The sequence below is a fragment of the Pseudomonas borbori genome, assembly GCF_900115555.1.
Taxonomy (GTDB): Bacteria; Pseudomonadota; Gammaproteobacteria; order Pseudomonadales; family Pseudomonadaceae; genus Aquipseudomonas; species Aquipseudomonas borbori.
The window spans coordinates 67531-84218 of record NZ_FOWX01000016.1; the positions used below are offsets into that span (position 1 = coordinate 67531).

Genomic DNA, 16688 nt, shown 5'->3' on the forward strand with positions numbered 1-16688 from the left:
GGACCGAGTCCGGCGCGAGATTTATTCCGTCGGCTTCTTCAGCTTGGGATTGGGAAAGAACTGCACCGCCTGCACCTTGGGATCGGCGGTCTTGGGTTTCAGGGCGCTGACATTGACCCGGGTCGCCAGCTCCCTGGGCACCGAGTTGCCGCGCTCGTCGAGGGTGTCGGCGTAGCCACAGGCCACGCATTCGCGGTGCGGCACGCCGTCCTCGTCCCACATCTGGATCTTGTCCAGCTCGCTGCAGGCCGGGCACACGGCACCGGCGATAAAGCGCTTCTTGCTCATCTTGGGCACGTCGCTCATGCGGCCTCCTGGCTCAGGCCCAGATGGCGCAGCAGCGGGTCGATGCTCGGCTCGCGGCCGCGGAAGTCGACGAACAGCTGCATCGGCTCCTGGGAACCGCCACGGGCCAGGATCGCCTCGCGGAAGGCGCGGCCGGTGTCGCTGTTGAACACGCCTTCTTCCTCGAAGCGCGAGAAGGCGTCCGCCGAGAGCACTTCGGCCCATTTGTAGCTGTAGTAACCGGCCGCGTAACCGCCGGCGAAGATGTGCGCAAAGCTGTTGGGGAAGCGGTTGTAGGCCGGCGGACGCAGCACCGAGACTTCGTCGCGGATGCCTTCGAGCACCTCGAGCACGCTGCGGCCGTCGCCGTGAGTGGCGTGCAGTTCGAAGTCGAACAGGGAGAATTCCAGCTGGCGCACCATCATCAGCCCGGACTGGAAGTTCTTCGCCGCCAGCATCTTGTCCAGCAGGTTCTGCGGCAGAGCCTCGCCGCTCTGGTAGTGGCCGGAGATCAGCGCCAGGCCTTGCGGCTCCCAGCACCAGTTCTCCATGAACTGGCTCGGCAGCTCGACCGCGTCCCAGGCCACGCCGTTGATGCCCGAGGCGCCGGCATGCTCGACCCGGGTCAGCAGGTGGTGCAGGCCGTGGCCGAACTCGTGGAACAGGGTGGTGACCTCGTCGTGGGTCAGCAGCGCCGGCTTGTCGCCTACCGCCGCAGTAGCGACTGGCGGAGTGAAATTGCACACCAGATTGGCCACCGGGCTGATCAGGCGGCCATCGGCGGCGCGGCGCTTGTCGCGGGCGCCATCCATCCAGGCGCCGCCGCGCTTGTTGGCGCGGGCGTAGAGGTCGAAGAAGAAACGCCCGACATGCTCGCCGTGCTCCCTGATCTCGAACAGGCGTACGTCCGGATGCCAGGCATCGAAGCCGCTCAGCTCCTCGATCTGGATGCCATAGAGCTTCTCGACGATGGCGAACAGGCCGCCCAGCACCTTGTCGATGGGGAAATAGGCCCGCAGGATTTCCTGGGAAATGCTGTAGCGCTGCTCGCGCAGCTTCTCGCTGTAGTAACCGACATCCCAGCTTTGCAGGTCGCGGCAGCCCTGTTCGGCGGCGAAGGCTTGCAGCTCGGCCAGGTCCTGGGCGGCGAACGGCTTGCTGCGCAGCGCCAGGTCACGCAGGAAGTGCAGCACCTGGTCGGTGGACTCGGCCATCTTGCTCGCCAGGCTCAGCTCGGCGTAGTTGGCGAACCCCAGCAGCCTGGCCAGCTCCTGACGCAGATCGAGGATCTGCTGCATCACCGGGCCGTTGTCGTGCTGGCCGGCGTTCGGCCCCTGATCGGAGGCGCGGGTGCAGTAGGCGGCATACACCTCTTCGCGCAGCGCGCGGTCGTCGGCGTAGGTCATCACCGCGAAGTAGCTGGGAAATTCCAGGGTGATCAGCCAGCCGTCCAGACCCTTGGCCTCGGCAGCTTGCTTCATTTGCGCCTTGGCCGAATCGGTCAGGCCGGCCAGCGCCGCCTCGTCGCCGACCTGCTTGCTCCAGGCCTGGGTGGCATCGAGCAGTTGGTTGGAGAAACGGCTGCCGAGTTCGGAGAGCTTGCTCTGGATGGCGCCGAAACGCTGCTTCTCGGCTTCCGCCAGATCGATGCCGGACAGGTGGAAGTCGCGCAGCGTGTGCTTGAGGATGGTCTGCTGGGCGACCTCGAAGGTGGCCGCCTCGGGGCTGACGGCCAGGGCGTGATAGGCCTCGTACAGCGCGCGGTTATGGCCCAGCTCGGTCGAGTACTCGGACAGCTTGGGCAGACAGGCCTCATAGGCCGCGCGCAGCTCGGCGTTGTTGCACACCGCATTGAGATGGCTGACCGGACTCCAGGCGCGGTTCAGGCGCTCGTTCAATTCGTCGAGCGCCAGCACCAGCCCATTCCAGCTCGGTGTGCCAGACTGTTGCTTGAGCAGTTCGGCAATGGCGGCGCGGTTCTCGGCGAGAAGCCTGTCCACCGCCGGCTCGACATGCTCCGGGCGGATGGCGGAATAGGGTGGCAGGTCGAAGGCTTGCAGCAACGGGTTGTTGGCGGTCACGATTGGGCACCTGTAACGAAATGGGTTTGAAGCCATGCACCTGCCCTGGGCAGGGTGGATTCGGCACATATACCCGTCATCATAATTACAATCTCGACTCACCGCAGCCCAAGAGGTTTCTATCGTGGCGATACGTACTTACCAACAGTTCACTCCATTGCTCGGCGAGCGGGCCTTCGTCGATGCCTCGGCCGTGGTCATGGGCGACGTGGAAATCGGCGCCGACAGCTCGATCTGGCCGCTGGTGGTGATCCGTGGCGACATGCACAGCATCCGCATCGGCGAGCGCACCAGCATTCAGGATGGCTGCGTGCTGCACATCACCCACGCCGGCCCCTTCAACCCGCGCGGCTATCCGCTGAATATCGGCAGCGACGTGACCATCGGCCACAACGTCACCCTGCACGGCTGCACCATCGCCGACCGGGTGCTGATCGGCATGGGCAGCATCATCATGGACGGCGTGGTGATCGACGAGGAAGTGGTGCTCGGCGCCGGCAGCCTGGTCACCCCCGGCAGCCACCTGGAGAGCGGCTACCTGTACGTCGGCAGCCCGGCGAAAAAAACCCGCGAACTGACCGAAAAGGAACGCAGCTACTTCCGCTACAGCGCCGACAACTACGTGCGCCTGAAGGATCAGCACCTGATGGAAGACTACGCCAACCAATGAGGCGCCGCGGCAGACGCCGCAGCGCAGCAGACATTCGGCCGGCACGTCTCGACGCGCCGGGGGCACTGCCGGTTCTTGCGCCTCGCGCAGGCGCATGCGGCTATTCGCCCTGGCCGACAGTCTTATCGAGTCACTCAGCCGTGGCGACACCGCGTCTCGGCAGTTCTGCGGGGTTCGGCGCTCAAGCTGACGCTGCATGGGAATTTGCGGATTGTGAGTCAGGTGTCCGGGATTTCCTGACAACACGATTCCCATCAACGGGGTCGCGGCTAAAGCCCCTCCCACGGCAGCGGCTATTTCCTGTGGGTGGGGCTTTAGCCGCGGTGCTTTGTAACCGGCTGGTTGTTCTTGAGCGCTGCACTGACCTACCAATCCAGCAGCGTTATGCTACTGAACCCAACCAGGAACGGCTGCCCATGCACTACCAGAACATCCTCTTCGACCTCGACGGCACCCTGACCGACCCGCGCGAGGGCATCACCCGCTCGGTGCAGCATGCGCTGGCGCAACTCGGCATCGACGAGCCCGATCTGCAGGCGCTGGAGCACTTCATCGGACCGCCGCTGTTGCAGTGTTTCATGCAGAGCTATGGCTTCGACGAGGCCACGGCCTGGCAGGCGGTGCATCATTACCGCGAGCGCTTTGGCGAGGTCGGGCTGTACGAGAACCGTCTGTTCGACGGCGTTGGCGCGCTGCTGGAGCTGCTGCTCATGCAGAATCGCAGCCTGTATATCGCCACCAGCAAGCCGCGAGTGTTCGCCGTGGAGATCGCCCGGCATTTCGATTTCGCCCGGCACTTCAAGGTGATCTACGGCAGCGAACTGGACGGCACGCGCACCGACAAGGTCGAGCTGATCGGCCATCTGCTGGCGCAGGAAAACCTCGCTGCAAGCAACACCCTGATGATCGGCGACCGCAAGCACGACCTGATCGGCGCGCGGCGCAACGGCCTGGCCGCCGCAGCGGTGGGTTATGGCTTCGGCAGTCGTGAGGAACTGCAGGCCGAGGCGCCGACTTATCACTTCCAGACCCTGGCCGAGCTGCACCGGGCGTTTATCGACTGATACCCACTTGCGGGGTATATCGCGGCTAAAACCGCTCCCACGGACGGTGGCGCAGAGACAGTCTCAGCCGTTCTTCTGGTAGATGATCTTCTTGGTGCCGCCGTCGCAGCTGCCGACCACCATGCTCTGATCCTGCACCTCGTCGTTGTCGACGATCTCCAGGGTGTAGCTGGAAACCCCAGCGGCCTGGATCTTCACTTCGATTTCCTGCTTCAGTTCCTCGCAGGGTTTGGGCGCCGCCCACGCAGTGCTGCCCAGCACGCAGAGCAGTATGGCCACTGTCCATCGGTTCATCGCAGATCTCCCCGGTTTGGCGAAACTCGCCAGTATTCGACTGGCGCACGGTACAGCAAGTTCTAGCTGGCTTTACGCAAGGCTTCCAGTGCCTTGGTGCGCGCCTCGAGCGGCAACTCGCCAAGGACGGCGACCCGCCGGTAGAAGCGCGGCCAATCACCGCCGGCCTCGGCGAACAAGGCGGCGAACGCCGGCACCCACTGGTCGTAGAGGCCGAACGGCAGCAGCTTGGCGTTGTTCAGTGGCGCCGCGATCCAGCCGTCGTAGCGACCGCGACCGCCCCACTCACGCTCACGCAGGGTCCGGTACTCCTGGCGCAGGCGCTCGAACTCGGCCTGTTTGGCCGCACGCATGGCATCCGCCGGCAGTTCGCTGGCATACAGCTGTTCCAGGCGCGCACGGCTGGCCAGCACCAGCGTGCTGAACTGCTCGCGCTGTTTGGCTCCGCTCGGGTCGACGGCCGGCAGGCCCTGCGCCTGTTGCCACTGGCGCAGGCCTTCGCGCTCGACGAAGGTGGCGAAGGATTCGTTGAATGCACTGTCGTCGGCCACATACAGCTGCTGATGGGCCAGTTCATGGAAGATCACCGCCACCAGACGTTCATCGTTCCAGCGCAGCATGCTGTTGAGAATCGGATCGTTGAACCAGCCCAGGGTGGAATACGCCTCGACCCCGCCGACGTAGGTGTCGAAGCGGCGCTGCTTGAGCAGTGCCGCCGCGCCACGGGCACGGCCCAGGCTGTAGTAACCGCGATAGGCCACACAGCCGGCAATGGGGAAGCAGTGCAGCTCGGGCTTGACCGAAAACTCCGCCGTGGCGAACAGGTTCCACACCACGAAGGGTCGCTGGATATCGGCATACAGGCGGTAGCTGCGGTTATCCGGCAGGCCCAGTTGTGCACTGGCGAAGTCGCGCGCCCGCTGGGCCAGGGCCAGGCGCCGACGCAGCTCGGGGTCCACCTGCGGGTCGCCGAGCAGCGCATTGATCGGCTGGCTCGCCTGCCACACCTGCACCTGCCCCCGGGCCAGGTGGCCGTAGTAATCCAGGGTGCTGCAACCGCCGAGCCACAGCAGCGCCGCCAGCAGCGGAACCCCGCGCCAACAGAAGGAGTCGATAAATGAGTGAGCAGTACGACACGCCATACCCGGCAAATTAGCGCATTTACGCGACTGTCCGCACTATCGGCGTAAGCTGATTGCAGAGGGTCAATTTCGGAGGCTGCCATGCGTTACCTAGTCCTGATTATCAGCCTGCTGCTCGGTGCCTGCGCCTCGCCATTGCCACCACGCGACCCTGGCCTGGCGTGGGTCGACCTATACACCACCGCCAGCGATCTGTTGATGGCCGAGGAGCTCGACGGCAAGCGGGTCAACGACGGTCGTTACTTCCAGATCACCCCTGGCGCCCACGAACTGATCGCGCGCTTTCAGTTCGAGGTGCACGGCGGCGGCAATCTGATGGCCGAGCCTATGCAGCGCACCTGTGAGCTGCGCGTGCGCTACGACGACTTCGCCGCCGGCCAGCGCTACCTGATCGAAGCACGGACACTGGTGATGAGTGCCCAGGGCTGGCTCTACGACGACCAGCGCAATGTGCTGGCGCGCGCCAGGGTGCTGCGCTGTGGGGTGTTCTAGCAGGCCCCGTGGGCACGCCTCGATCAACGCAACTGGGCGAGAATCTCGAAGGCGCGCAAGCGGTCGGCGAACTCGTAAAGGTCGCAGGTGAAGATCAGTTCGTCGGCGCCGGTCTGCTCCAGCAGCACTTCGAGGCGCGCACGAACTTTCTCCGGGCCGCCGATCATCGCCATGCCCAGGAAACTGGCGACTGCCTCTTTTTCGTGGGGCAGCCACAGGCCGTGCATGCTCTCGACCGGCGCTTTCTGCACCAGGCTCTGGCCGCGAATCAGGGCGAGGATGCGCTGATAAGCCGTGGTTGCCAGGAATTGCGCCTGCTCGTCGCTGTCTGCCGCCACCAACGGCACACCGAGCATCACATAGGGTTGTTCGAGCACCGTCGACGGCTTGAAATGGTTGCGGTAGACGCGGATCGCCTCATGCATCAGGCGCGGCGCAAAGTGCGAGGCGAAAGCATAGGGCAGGCCTTTCTCGCCCGCCAACCGGGCGCTGAACAGACTGGAACCGAGCAGCCAGAGCGGCACCCGGGTGTCGCTGCCCGGCATGGCGATGACTCGCTGATCCGGCGTGCGCGGGCCCAGGTAGCGCTGCAACTCCTCGACATCCGCAGGAAAGTCGTCGGCGCTACCGGAGCGCTCGCGACGCAGGGCATGGGCGGTGAACTGATCGGCGCCCGGGGCGCGGCCCAGGCCCAGATCGATGCGCCCCGGATACAGGGTGGCGAGGGTGCCGAACTGCTCGGCGATCACCAGGGGCGCGTGATTGGGCAGCATCACCCCACCGGCGCCGAGACGGATGCTCGCGGTCCCCGCAGCCAGGTAGCCCAGCAGCACCGCGGTCGCCGAACTGGCGATGCCGTCCATGTTGTGGTGCTCGGCCACCCAGAAACGGGTGAAGCCCAAACGCTCCGCCTGTTGCGCCAGGGCCAGGGAACGCTGCAGCGCTGGCGCCGGGCCGGCGTCATCGTCGCGTATCGGCGCCAGGTCGAGAATGGAAAACGGGGTGGTGGATAGCCTGCTCATACAGCCTCCTGAAGCCATACATGCTTTATGGGGGCATCGGGAGCAAAGGCAACCCCGGCTTCGGCAGCGCTCCGCCGCGCGAAGGTGGACTCTTTGCGCGGCGAATGAGCAGGCCCGGATTTCAGCTTTCGCTGAGGCGGAAACCGACCTTGAGGGTCACCTGGTAATGGCCGACCTTGCCGTTTTCGATATGCCCGCGGGTTTCCACGACTTCGAACCAGTCCAGGTTGCGAATCGACTTGGCGCATTCGCCCAGGGCATTGTTGATCGCCTCATCGATGCTGTTTTTCGACGAGCCGACAACTTCGATCTTCTTGTAGGTGTGGTGGTCAGACATGGCGTTTTCTCCACGGTGGGTAATTAAACGCTAGTCGAGCACACAGATCTTTGTGACATGTATTTGGCATATCCAGCCAAACTAAACGCGATAGTCAAACGCCACTCAGCTCGCCGCGCAGCCACTCGGCCAGGCATTGCGCGCGCTTGTCCAGCCGCCGCGCGGGCACCCACAGGGCCAGGCGGGCCGGGGTTGCGACGAAACCCCAGGGCGCGACCAGGCGCCCCGCCGCCAGATCGTCGGCGACCAGCTGCTGCGGGGCGATGGCCACGCCCAGGCCGGCGGCAGCGGCCTCCAGCAGGTAGTAGAGGTGCTCGAAGCCCTGGCCCAGCCTGAGCGCGCCGCTATCCAGACCATTGCGCGCCGCCCAGCTCGGCCAGGCCTGCGGCCGCGAGCTGGTGTGCAGCAGCGGCTCGCCCAGCAGCGCCGCTGCCGGCGCCGCGTGCAGTTCGCCGTAGCGCCCATAACGCGGGCTCAAGACCGGGCCGATGCGCTCGACCGCCAGCTCGAACACCTGCATGTCCGCCGGCCAGGGCGGCTCGGCGAACCACAGGGTGGCGTCGACCCCGGCCCGCCGCGGGTCCAGTTCACCCTCGCTGGCCGAGAGTTGCAGGCGCAACTCCGGCAGCTCGCGGTTGAGCCGATCCAGGCGCGGGATGAACCAGCGCGCCAGCAGGCTGCCGGGGCAGGCCAACACGAACGGCGCCTCGGCCTGACCCTGCTGCAGTTCGCCGCAGACCGCCCGCAGCCGCTCGAACGCCTCGCTGCTGACATCGCGCAGGCGCAGCCCGGCATCTGTGAGTTTAAGGCCACGCCCGTCCTTGACGAACAAGGCCAAGCCGAGGTGCTCCTCCAGCGCGCGGATCTGCCGGCTGACCGCACCATGGGTGACGTGCAGCTGTTCCGCCGCCTGGCTGACGCTGTGCAGGCGGGCGGCGGCCTCGAAGGCGCGCAGGGCATTGAGTGGCGGCAGGCCTTGGCTCATACGTGAGTTTTCCTGACAGGTTGCGGCGATCTTATCGCTTTTCTGTCAACCGCCACAGCCGTATCCTCAACACAGATCGTAGGAGCGGGCCATGCCCGCGATCGCGCCCATGGGGCGCTCCTACACCATTCACCCGCAGGAGAACGCCATGACCTCATACCGCAGCGGCCCAGACGCCAACGGCCTGTTCGGCTCGTTCGGCGGCCAGTACGTCGCCGAAACCCTGATGCCGCTGATCCACGACCTGGCCGCCGAATACGAGAAGGCCAAGCTCGATCCCGAGTTCGCCAAGGAGCTGGCCTACTTCCAGCGCGATTTCGTCGGCCGGCCGAGCCCGCTGTATTTCGCCGAACGCCTGAGCGAACACTGCGGCGGCGCGAAGATCTACTTCAAGCGCGAAGAGCTCAACCACACCGGCGCGCACAAGATCAACAACTGCATCGGCCAGGCCCTGCTGGCGCGGCGCATGGGCAAAAAACGCATCATCGCCGAGACCGGCGCCGGCATGCACGGCGTGGCCACCGCCACCGTCGCGGCGCGCTTCGGCATGGAATGCGTGATCTTCATGGGTACCACCGACATCGACCGGCAGCAGGCCAACGTCTTCCGCATGAAGCTGCTCGGTGCCACCGTGATTCCGGTGGTCGCCGGCACCGGCACCCTGAAAGACGCGATGAACGAGGCCCTGCGCGACTGGGTGACCAACGTCGACAACACCTTCTACATGATCGGCACCGTGGCCGGCCCGCACCCCTATCCGGCGATGGTGCGCGACTTCCAGGCGGTGATCGGCAAGGAAACCCGCGAGCAGATCCTCGCCCAGGAAGGCCGTCTGCCCGACAGCCTGGTGGCCTGCATCGGCGGCGGCTCCAACGCCATCGGCCTGTTCCACCCCTTCCTCGACGACCAGGACATCCAGATCATCGGCGTCGAAGCGGCGGGTTACGGCATCGCAACCGGCAAGCACGCGGCCAGCCTCAACGGCGGCGTACCGGGCGTACTGCACGGCAACCGCACCTTCCTGCTGCAGGACGACGATGGCCAGATCATCGACGCCCACTCGATTTCCGCCGGCCTCGATTACCCCGGCATCGGCCCCGAGCACGCCTGGCTGCATGAGATCGGCCGGGTCGAATACACCTCGGTGACCGACGACGAAGCGCTCGCAGCCTTCCACACCTGCTGCCGCCTGGAGGGCATCATCCCGGCCCTGGAAAGCGCCCACGCCCTGGCCGAAGTATTCAAGCGCGCGCCCACTTTGCCGAAGGAACACCTGATGGTGGTCAACCTGTCCGGCCGTGGCGACAAGGATATGCAAACCGTCATGCACCACATGCAAGAACAGAAGGAAACCGTCGTATGAGCCGCCTGCAGACGCGCTTTGCCGAACTGAAACAACAGAACCGCGCCGCCCTGGTGACCTTCGTCACCGCTGGCGACCCGAACTACGCCGCCTCCCTGGCGATCCTCAAGGGTCTGCCGGCGGCCGGCGCCGACGTGATCGAACTGGGCATGCCCTTCACCGACCCGATGGCCGACGGCCCGGCGATCCAGCTGGCGAATATCCGCGCCCTGGACGGCGGGCAGAACCTGGCCAAGACCCTGCAGATGGTTCGCGAATTCCGCCAAGGCGAGCAGAACACGCCGCTGGTGCTGATGGGCTATTTCAACCCGATCCACAAGTACGGCGTCGCGCGCTTTATCGCCGAGGCCAAGGAAGCCGGGGTCGACGGCCTGATCGTGGTCGACCTGCCGCCGGAACATAACGCCGACCTCTGTGATCCGGCGCAGGTAGCAGGTCTGGACTTCATCCGCCTGACCACCCCGACCACCGATGATAAGCGCCTGCCCAAGGTACTCGCCGGCAGCTCCGGCTTCGTCTACTACGTCTCGGTGGCCGGCGTCACTGGTGCCGGTGCGGCAACCCTGGAACATGTCGAACAGGCCGTGACCCGCCTGCGCCGGCACACCGACCTGCCGATCAGCATCGGTTTCGGCATCCGCACCCCGGAACACGCGGCGACCATCGCCCGCCTGGCCGACGGCGTGGTGGTCGGCTCGGCGCTGATCGACCGGATCGCCACTGCCGAAAACGACCAACAGGCGGTGGATGGCGTGCTACAGCTTTGCGCCGAACTGGCTGCAGGCGTGCGCGGGGCGCGCCAGTAACCGTCGAACGTAGGGTGAAGGGTTGGGCGTAGGGTGGGCTTCAGCCCACCGTCCGGAGGTATATCAGGGTTGCCGGGGATGCTCCGATGGGTGTTGGGCTGAAGCGGATCGCCGCCCGGCCCACCCTACGGATTAGTGGGAGCCGGCTATTACTGCGCCGCCTGCAGCTGGCGCTGCGCCATCTTCTGCTTGCGGTAGCTGAGCGCCGCGGCGGGCACCGGGGTGACCTTGCCGGTTTCCAGCCAGCGCTTGAGGCGGTTGGCGTCGGCCATGTGGGTGTATTTGCCGAAGGCATCCAGCACCACGAAGGCCACCGACTTGCCGGCCATCCGCGTGCGCATCACCAGGCAGTGACCGGCGGCATTGGTGAAGCCGGTCTTGGTCGCCTGCACGCTCCAGTTGTCCTTGCGCACCAGGGCGTTGGTATTGCGAAAGCCCAGGCTGTAGTTGGGCTTGCGGAAGGTCACGGTTTTTTCCCGGGTGGTGCTCAGTTCGCCGATCAGCGGGTAGGCTTCGCTGGCCTTGAGCAGCAGCACCAGGTCGCGGGCGGTGGAGACGTTGTGCTCCGACAAGCCGGTCGGCTCGACGAAGTGGCTGCGGCTCATGCCCAGCGCCCGGGCCTTGGCATTCATCGCCGCGACAAAGGCCACATGACCGCCCGGGTAATGGTGCGCCAGGCTGGCCGCGGCACGGTTCTCCGAGGACATCAGCGCGAGCAGGAGCATGTCGCGGCGGCTGACCTCGCTGCCGATGCGCACCCGCGAGAACACACCCTTCATCTCCGCGGTATCGCGAATGGTGATCGGCAGTTGCTGATCCAACGGCAACTGGGCGTCCAGCGCGACCATGGCGGTCATCAGCTTGGTCACCGAGGCGATTGGCACCACCATATCCGGATTGCTCGAATAGAGCACCTGATCGGTCTGCAGGTCGACCAGCAGGGCGCTGCCGGCAGCGAGCTGCTGCTGAGTGGCGGCCAGGCTGTTCGAGGTAACACCAAGGCCGCTGCAGATCAGCAACAGACCGACTATCGAATGACGGATATTCACGGGAAAATTTCACCGGGTTGGGTGGGGAAGTGCCAGAGCAGCGGCGACTGGCCGCGCAGTATACGGAACTCGGCTTTCGCTTATTAGTGTAGGCGTCCATGGCGAGGCATTGTCCCCGTTCGGCGGATTGCTTCAAGCCGTTGGGTCTTCCCGCGCCAGCTCCAGCTTGAGCCAGTCGACGAACTGCTGGGTCAGGCGCTGACGGCGCTTGCGCTCGGGCAGCACCAGGTAATAACCGAAGTCGGAGCGCACCTCGCCGGCGCACAGGCGGCACAGCAGGCCTTGATCGAGCAGCTCATCGACCAGATGACGCCAGCCGATGGCCACGCCCTGGCCGGCGATGGCCGCCTGGATCAGCAGGGTGTAGTTGTCGAAGCGCAGCATCCCCGGGCTGGGCGTCTCGGCGATAGCGAACGCGCGGAACAGGCCATTCCAGTCGAACCAGCGCGAACGAATCTCCGGACGCAGGTGCAGCAGGGGCAACTCGGCCAATGCCATCGGCGCCAGCGGCAAGGCCCGGCCCTTGAGCAACTGCGGGCTGCACACCGGGAACACCTCTTCGTGAAACAGCAGATGGGCCTCGCCGTGCTTGAAGCGGCCATCGCCGAAGGCGATGGCCACGTCGATCTCCGCGGGTAGCGCGGCCAGGTCGCGCGCACTGGTGATCAGGCTGACGTCCACCTCCGGATGCAGCTGATGGAAGCGTTGCAACCTGGGCATCAGCCAGTAGGCGGCCAAGGCGAAGTCGGTGGCCACCTGCAGCACCTCGTGCTGTTGCCCGGCAGCAACCGCAGCCAAGCCGGCATCGAGGCTGTGCAGGCCGTCCTGGACGTAGCGCAGCAGCAGCGCGCCGGCCTCGGTGAGGACGATGCCGCGGTAGACGCGGTCGAACAAGCGGACCGCCAACTGCTGTTCGAGGCGCTTGATCTGCTGGCTGATGGCCGGCTGACTGCTACCCAGTTCGGCGGCAGCGGTGGTGAAGCTCAGGTGGCGGGCTGCGGATTCGAACACCCGCAGCACATCCAGGGACAGCCCGGCGGTGCTCTTAAACATAAGCTGTTGTTATCCGAGTCATGTATTCGCCGCGGGTTTACCCGGCATTTGCTTGGCCTGATCATCAAGCCAGCAATGTCGCATAAATCTTTTATATGGAAAACCAGCGGCCTATGAAACGTCCGAATATTCTCTTCATCATGACCGACCAGATGGCTGCGCCTATCCTGCCGATTCACGATCCGGTATCGCCGATCAAGATGCCCAACCTGGTGCGCCTGGCCGAACAGGCCGTGGTGTTCGACGCCGCCTATTGCAACAGCCCGCTCTGTGGGCCCTCGCGTTTCGCCATGGTCAGCGGCCAGTTGCCGAGCAAGATCGGCGCCTACGATAACGCCGCCGACCTGCCCGCCGACGTGCCAACCTACGCCCACTACCTGCGCCGCCTCGGCTACCGCACCGCGCTGTCCGGCAAGATGCATTTCTGCGGCCCGGACCAGCTGCATGGCTACGAGGAGCGCCTGACCAGCGACATCTACCCGGCCGACTACGGCTGGGCGGTGAACTGGGATGCGCCCGAGGAACGCCTGAGCTGGTACCACAACATGTCCTCGGTGCTGCAGGCCGGCCCCTGTGTGCGCACCAACCAGTTGGATTTCGACGAGGAGGCGGTGTTCAAGGCCCAGCAATACCTGTACGACCACGTGCGCATGCACGCCGACCAGCCGTTCTGCCTGACGGTGTCGATGACCCACCCCCACGACCCCTATACGATTCCCGAAGAATTCTGGAATCTCTATCGCGACGAGGACATCCCGCTGCCGCAACAGGTCATCGACCAGGCTGAGCAGGACCCGCACTCGCAGCGCCTGCTCAAGGTCATCGACCTGTGGGACAAGCCCTTGCCCGAACACAAGGTCAGGGATGCGCGGCGCGCCTACTTCGGCGCCTGCAGTTACGTCGACACGAACATCGGCAAGCTGCTGAAGACCCTCGAGGACTGCAACCTCGCCGAAGACACCATCATCGTCTTCTCCGGCGACCACGGCGACATGCTCGGCGAACGCGGCCTCTGGTACAAGATGCACTGGTTCGAGATGTCGGCCCGGGTGCCCCTGCTGGTGCATGCGCCCAAGCGCTTCGCCGCCCGGCGCATCGGCCAGTGCGTGTCGACCCTGGACCTGCTGCCGACCCTGGTCGAGCTGGCCGGCGGCGAGGTCGAGGCCGACCTGGCGCTGGATGGTCGCTCGCTATTAGCGCACCTCGAAGGTCGCCAGGGCCACGATGAAGTCATTGGCGAATACATGGCCGAAGGCAGCAACGCCCCGCTGATGATGATCCGCCGTGGCGACTGGAAGTTCATCTACTCCGAACAGGATCCGCTGCTGCTGTTCAACCTGCGCCACGATCCGCAGGAGCGACAAAACCTCGCCGGCTCCGCCGAGCAGCAGACGCTGCTGGCCGAGTTGATTGCCGAGGCGCACACGCGCTGGGATATGCCGGCGATTCATCGGGCGACCCTGGCCAGCCAGCGCCGCCGCCGCCTGGTCGCCGAAGCGCTGACCCTGGGCCGGCTGAAAAGCTGGGATCACCAGCCGCTGGTCGACGCCAGTCAGCAGTACATGCGCAACCACATCGACCTCGACGACCTGGAGCGTCGCGCCCGCTATCCACAGGTATGACAACTACATCGGTGCAACTGAATAAAATAATTAGAAATCAGAGGACACAAGTCATGAACAAACCAACCATAGGTTTCGCCGGCGCTCTGCTACTGGCTGCCAGTACCCTCCACGCCCAGGCCGAAGAGGCCAGTTGCAGCACGGTGAAACTCGGCGATCCGGGCTGGAGCGATATCGCCGTGACCAACGGCATCGCCAGCTTCCTGCTCGAAGGCCTGGGCTACAAGGTGCAGACCCAGACCCTGGCGGTGCCGATCATCTTCGCCGGCCTGCACAAGGGCCAGGTCGATGTCTTCCTCGGCAACTGGATGCCGGCGCAGCAAGGCAACTACGACAAGTTCGTCGCCACTGGCGAGGTGGACAAGCTCAAGGAAAATCTCAGCGGAACCGAGTACACCCTGGCCGTGCCGACCTATGTCTATGAGGCCGGGGTGAAGTCCTTCGCCGACCTGGACAAGCATGCCGACCAGTTCGCCAACAAGCTCTACGGCATCGCCTCGGGCTCGCCGGCCAACGAGTCGATCCGCCGAATGATCGAGGCCGACGAGTTCGGCCTGGGCGACTGGCAACTGGTGGAGTCCAGCGAGCAGGCGATGCTGGTGCAGGTCGGCCGCGCGGTGAAACGCGAGCAGTTCGTGGTGTTCCTCGGCTGGACCCCGCACCCGATGAACGTGCAGTACGACATGCAGTACCTCGCCGGCGGCGAGAAATATTTCGGCGCCAGCGGCAGCGTCAACACCCTGGCCCGCAAGGGCTATGCCGCAGAGTGCCCGAATGTCGGCAAGCTGCTGAGCAACCTGGGCTTCACCCAGGAGATGGAGAACGCCATCATGGACCGGGTGCTGAGCAAGGAGGCGAGCAATGCCGAAGCGATCAAGACCTGGCTGCAGGCCAATCCGGCGGTGCTCGACGACTGGCTGGACGGCGTCAGCAGCCGCGACGGCGGCAACGGTCTGGCGGCGGTGAAGGCGCGCCTTTGAAGCAACCCCGTGGCGCGGCCGCCGGACTCCCATGACAAGCACAACAGCACGAGGCAACCCTGATGTCATCCATTGCCGGACAGCCCGCGGCAGGGCCCTTTCATGTCATGAGCAAGCCGATCGGCCCGCGCTGCAACCTCGCCTGTACCTATTGCTATTACCTCGAGAAGGAACGCCTCTATCCACGGGAGCAGAAGTTCCGGATGAGCGACGCCGTGCTCGAGCGCTTCATTGCCGATTACATCGCCGCGCAGGACTCCGCCGGGGTTGCCGAGATCTGGTTTGCCTGGCAGGGCGGCGAGCCAACCCTGCTGGGACTCGACTACTTCGCCCGCATCGTGGCGCTGCAAGAAAAACACCGGCCCGCGGGAAAAACGATCCGCAACTCGCTACAAACCAATGGCACCTTGCTGACCGAGCAATGGGCGGGTTTCTTGCGCCAGCATGATTTTCTGCTCGGCCTCAGCATCGACGGCCCGCCCGACCTGCATGACCAGCATCGCCGCGACCGGCGTGGGCAGCCGACCTCGGGCCGGGTCATGGCGGCGCTCGATCTGCTGCGGGCGCAGCGGGTCGAGTTCAACGTGCTGGTGACGGTCAACCACGACAACGTGAGCCGGCCGCTCGAGCTCTACCGCTTCCTGCGCGAGTGCGGCGTGACCTTCATGCAATTTATCCCGGTGGTCGAGCGCAGCAGCCCGCAGGGATGCCTCGCCGGCCCGACGGAGGGCGGACCGGAACAGCCCTCCATGCAGGTGACGCCCTGGAGCGTGCGCCCCCTGGAATACGGGGATTTCCTCTGCGCCATTTTCGACGAATGGGTCCGCCATGACGTCGGGCGGGTCTTCGTTCAGCTCTTCGACGTGCAATTGGGCCTGTGGCTGGGCGGGCCCGCGGCACTATGCATCTTCGCGGAAACCTGCGGGCGGGGCCTGGCACTCGAACACAATGGCGACCTCTATGCCTGCGACCACTATGTCTATCCCGGATACCGCCTGGGCAACATCATGCAGCAACCGCTTGGGCAGCTGGCCGCCAGCACGGCACTGCGCCGCTTCGGCGAGGACAAGCGCGCGAGCCTGCCGCGCCGTTGCCAGCAATGCGAATACCGCTTCGCGTGCAACGGCGGTTGTCCCAAGCACCGCTTCCTGGCCAGCGAGGCCAGCGCAGAGCAAGGGCTCAACTATTTCTGCGCCGCCTACCGGCGTTTCTTCACCCATGCCGGCCCCTTGCTGGACGCGATGGCGCACCTCATTCGCCACGGCAGCCCCGCGGCCGCGATCATGCCGCTGCTGGCCGCCCGCCGCAGCGATTCAGCAGCCGCGCTCAAGCGGCCCTGCCCTTGCGGCAGTGGACGACCCCGCAAGCAGTGCTGTGTCCCTGCGCCAACAGACCCTGGCAGGGGATCGGCTTTGAATTAACCGTCCGGATTGCGTAGGGTTG

17 protein-coding genes are annotated in these 16688 nt (G+C 65.1%); 8 read left to right on the forward strand and 9 right to left on the reverse strand.

From position 1 onward, the window contains the following. Positions 1-21: 21 nt before the first annotated feature. Both BM315_RS13515 and prlC read right to left on the reverse strand, forming a co-directional pair. On the reverse strand, positions 22-306 hold the full coding sequence (locus tag BM315_RS13515) for a YheV family putative zinc ribbon protein (protein WP_090501796.1): 285 nt from the start codon (positions 304-306) through the stop codon (positions 22-24). Beyond that, positions 303-2402, reverse strand: a complete 2100-nt coding sequence (prlC, locus tag BM315_RS13520; RefSeq protein WP_090501798.1) for an oligopeptidase A — start codon at positions 2400-2402, stop codon at positions 303-305. The genes BM315_RS13515 and prlC overlap by 4 nt, the downstream gene beginning before the upstream one ends. An 88-nt stretch (positions 2403-2490) precedes the next feature. On the opposite strand from prlC, the gene BM315_RS13525 reads away from it, so the two are divergent. Both BM315_RS13525 and BM315_RS13530 read left to right on the forward strand, forming a co-directional pair. Further along, on the forward strand, positions 2491-3036 hold the full coding sequence (locus tag BM315_RS13525; RefSeq protein ID WP_090501800.1) for a gamma carbonic anhydrase family protein: 546 nt from the start codon (positions 2491-2493) through the stop codon (positions 3034-3036). A 416-nt stretch (positions 3037-3452) separates the two neighbouring features. Beyond that, positions 3453-4100: an HAD family hydrolase gene (locus BM315_RS13530; RefSeq protein ID WP_090501802.1), complete on the forward strand. Its 648-nt coding sequence runs from the start codon at positions 3453-3455 to the stop codon at positions 4098-4100. A 63-nt stretch (positions 4101-4163) separates the two neighbouring features. Here BM315_RS13530 and BM315_RS13535 read toward each other — a convergent pair whose 3' ends face one another. Further along, positions 4164-4394, reverse strand: a complete 231-nt coding sequence (locus tag BM315_RS13535; protein WP_090501804.1) for a DUF1161 domain-containing protein — start codon at positions 4392-4394, stop codon at positions 4164-4166. Between the two features lie 62 nt (positions 4395-4456). Further along, positions 4457-5536, reverse strand: a complete 1080-nt coding sequence (locus BM315_RS13540; RefSeq protein WP_090501806.1) for an aminopeptidase — start codon at positions 5534-5536, stop codon at positions 4457-4459. A gap of 81 nt (positions 5537-5617) precedes the next feature. Between BM315_RS13540 and BM315_RS13545 the strand changes: the two genes are divergently transcribed. Next, positions 5618-6028, forward strand: a complete 411-nt coding sequence (locus tag BM315_RS13545; protein ID WP_090501808.1) for a PA0061/PA0062 family lipoprotein — start codon at positions 5618-5620, stop codon at positions 6026-6028. A 23-nt stretch (positions 6029-6051) separates the two neighbouring features. On the opposite strand, the gene BM315_RS13550 is transcribed toward BM315_RS13545, so the two are convergent. The 3 genes from BM315_RS13550 to BM315_RS13560 all read right to left on the reverse strand — a co-directional run bounded on the left by BM315_RS13550 (position 6052) and on the right by BM315_RS13560 (position 8372). Continuing rightward, complete coding sequence (locus BM315_RS13550) at positions 6052-7050, reverse strand: LLM class flavin-dependent oxidoreductase (RefSeq protein ID WP_090501810.1); 999 nt, start codon at positions 7048-7050, stop codon at positions 6052-6054. 121 nt (positions 7051-7171) lie between these two features. Then, positions 7172-7387 (reverse strand): dodecin, encoded by a 216-nt coding sequence (locus BM315_RS13555; protein ID WP_090501812.1) that lies wholly within the window; start codon positions 7385-7387, stop codon positions 7172-7174. 94 nt (positions 7388-7481) lie between these two features. Then, positions 7482-8372, reverse strand: coding sequence for a LysR family transcriptional regulator (locus BM315_RS13560; RefSeq protein WP_090501814.1), 891 nt, complete (start codon positions 8370-8372; stop codon positions 7482-7484). A 148-nt stretch (positions 8373-8520) separates the two neighbouring features. On the opposite strand from BM315_RS13560, the gene trpB reads away from it, so the two are divergent. Beyond that, complete coding sequence (gene trpB / locus BM315_RS13565) at positions 8521-9735, forward strand: tryptophan synthase subunit beta (RefSeq protein WP_090501885.1); 1215 nt, start codon at positions 8521-8523, stop codon at positions 9733-9735. Beyond that, positions 9732-10541, forward strand: a complete 810-nt coding sequence (gene trpA, locus BM315_RS13570) for a tryptophan synthase subunit alpha (protein ID WP_090501817.1) — start codon at positions 9732-9734, stop codon at positions 10539-10541. Before trpB ends, trpA begins: the two co-directional genes overlap by 4 nt. 149 nt (positions 10542-10690) lie before the next feature. On the opposite strand, the gene pbpG is transcribed toward trpA, so the two are convergent. Continuing rightward, on the reverse strand, positions 10691-11590 hold the full coding sequence (gene pbpG, locus BM315_RS13575; RefSeq protein ID WP_090501818.1) for a D-alanyl-D-alanine endopeptidase: 900 nt from the start codon (positions 11588-11590) through the stop codon (positions 10691-10693). Positions 11591-11722: 132 nt separating this feature from the next. Then, positions 11723-12643 (reverse strand): choline sulfate utilization transcriptional regulator, encoded by a 921-nt coding sequence (locus BM315_RS13580; RefSeq protein ID WP_090501820.1) that lies wholly within the window; start codon positions 12641-12643, stop codon positions 11723-11725. 113 nt (positions 12644-12756) lie between these two features. Between BM315_RS13580 and betC the strand changes: the two genes are divergently transcribed. From betC to BM315_RS13595, 3 genes are all read left to right on the forward strand, one after another. Continuing rightward, complete coding sequence (gene betC / locus BM315_RS13585) at positions 12757-14265, forward strand: choline-sulfatase (RefSeq protein WP_090501822.1); 1509 nt, start codon at positions 12757-12759, stop codon at positions 14263-14265. Positions 14266-14318: 53 nt separating this feature from the next. Next, complete coding sequence (gene choX, locus BM315_RS13590; protein ID WP_090501823.1) at positions 14319-15245, forward strand: choline ABC transporter substrate-binding protein; 927 nt, start codon at positions 14319-14321, stop codon at positions 15243-15245. A 107-nt stretch (positions 15246-15352) separates the two neighbouring features. Beyond that, complete coding sequence (locus BM315_RS13595) at positions 15353-16666, forward strand: anaerobic sulfatase maturase (RefSeq protein WP_244527298.1); 1314 nt, start codon at positions 15353-15355, stop codon at positions 16664-16666. The last annotated feature ends 22 nt before the right edge of the window (positions 16667-16688 follow it).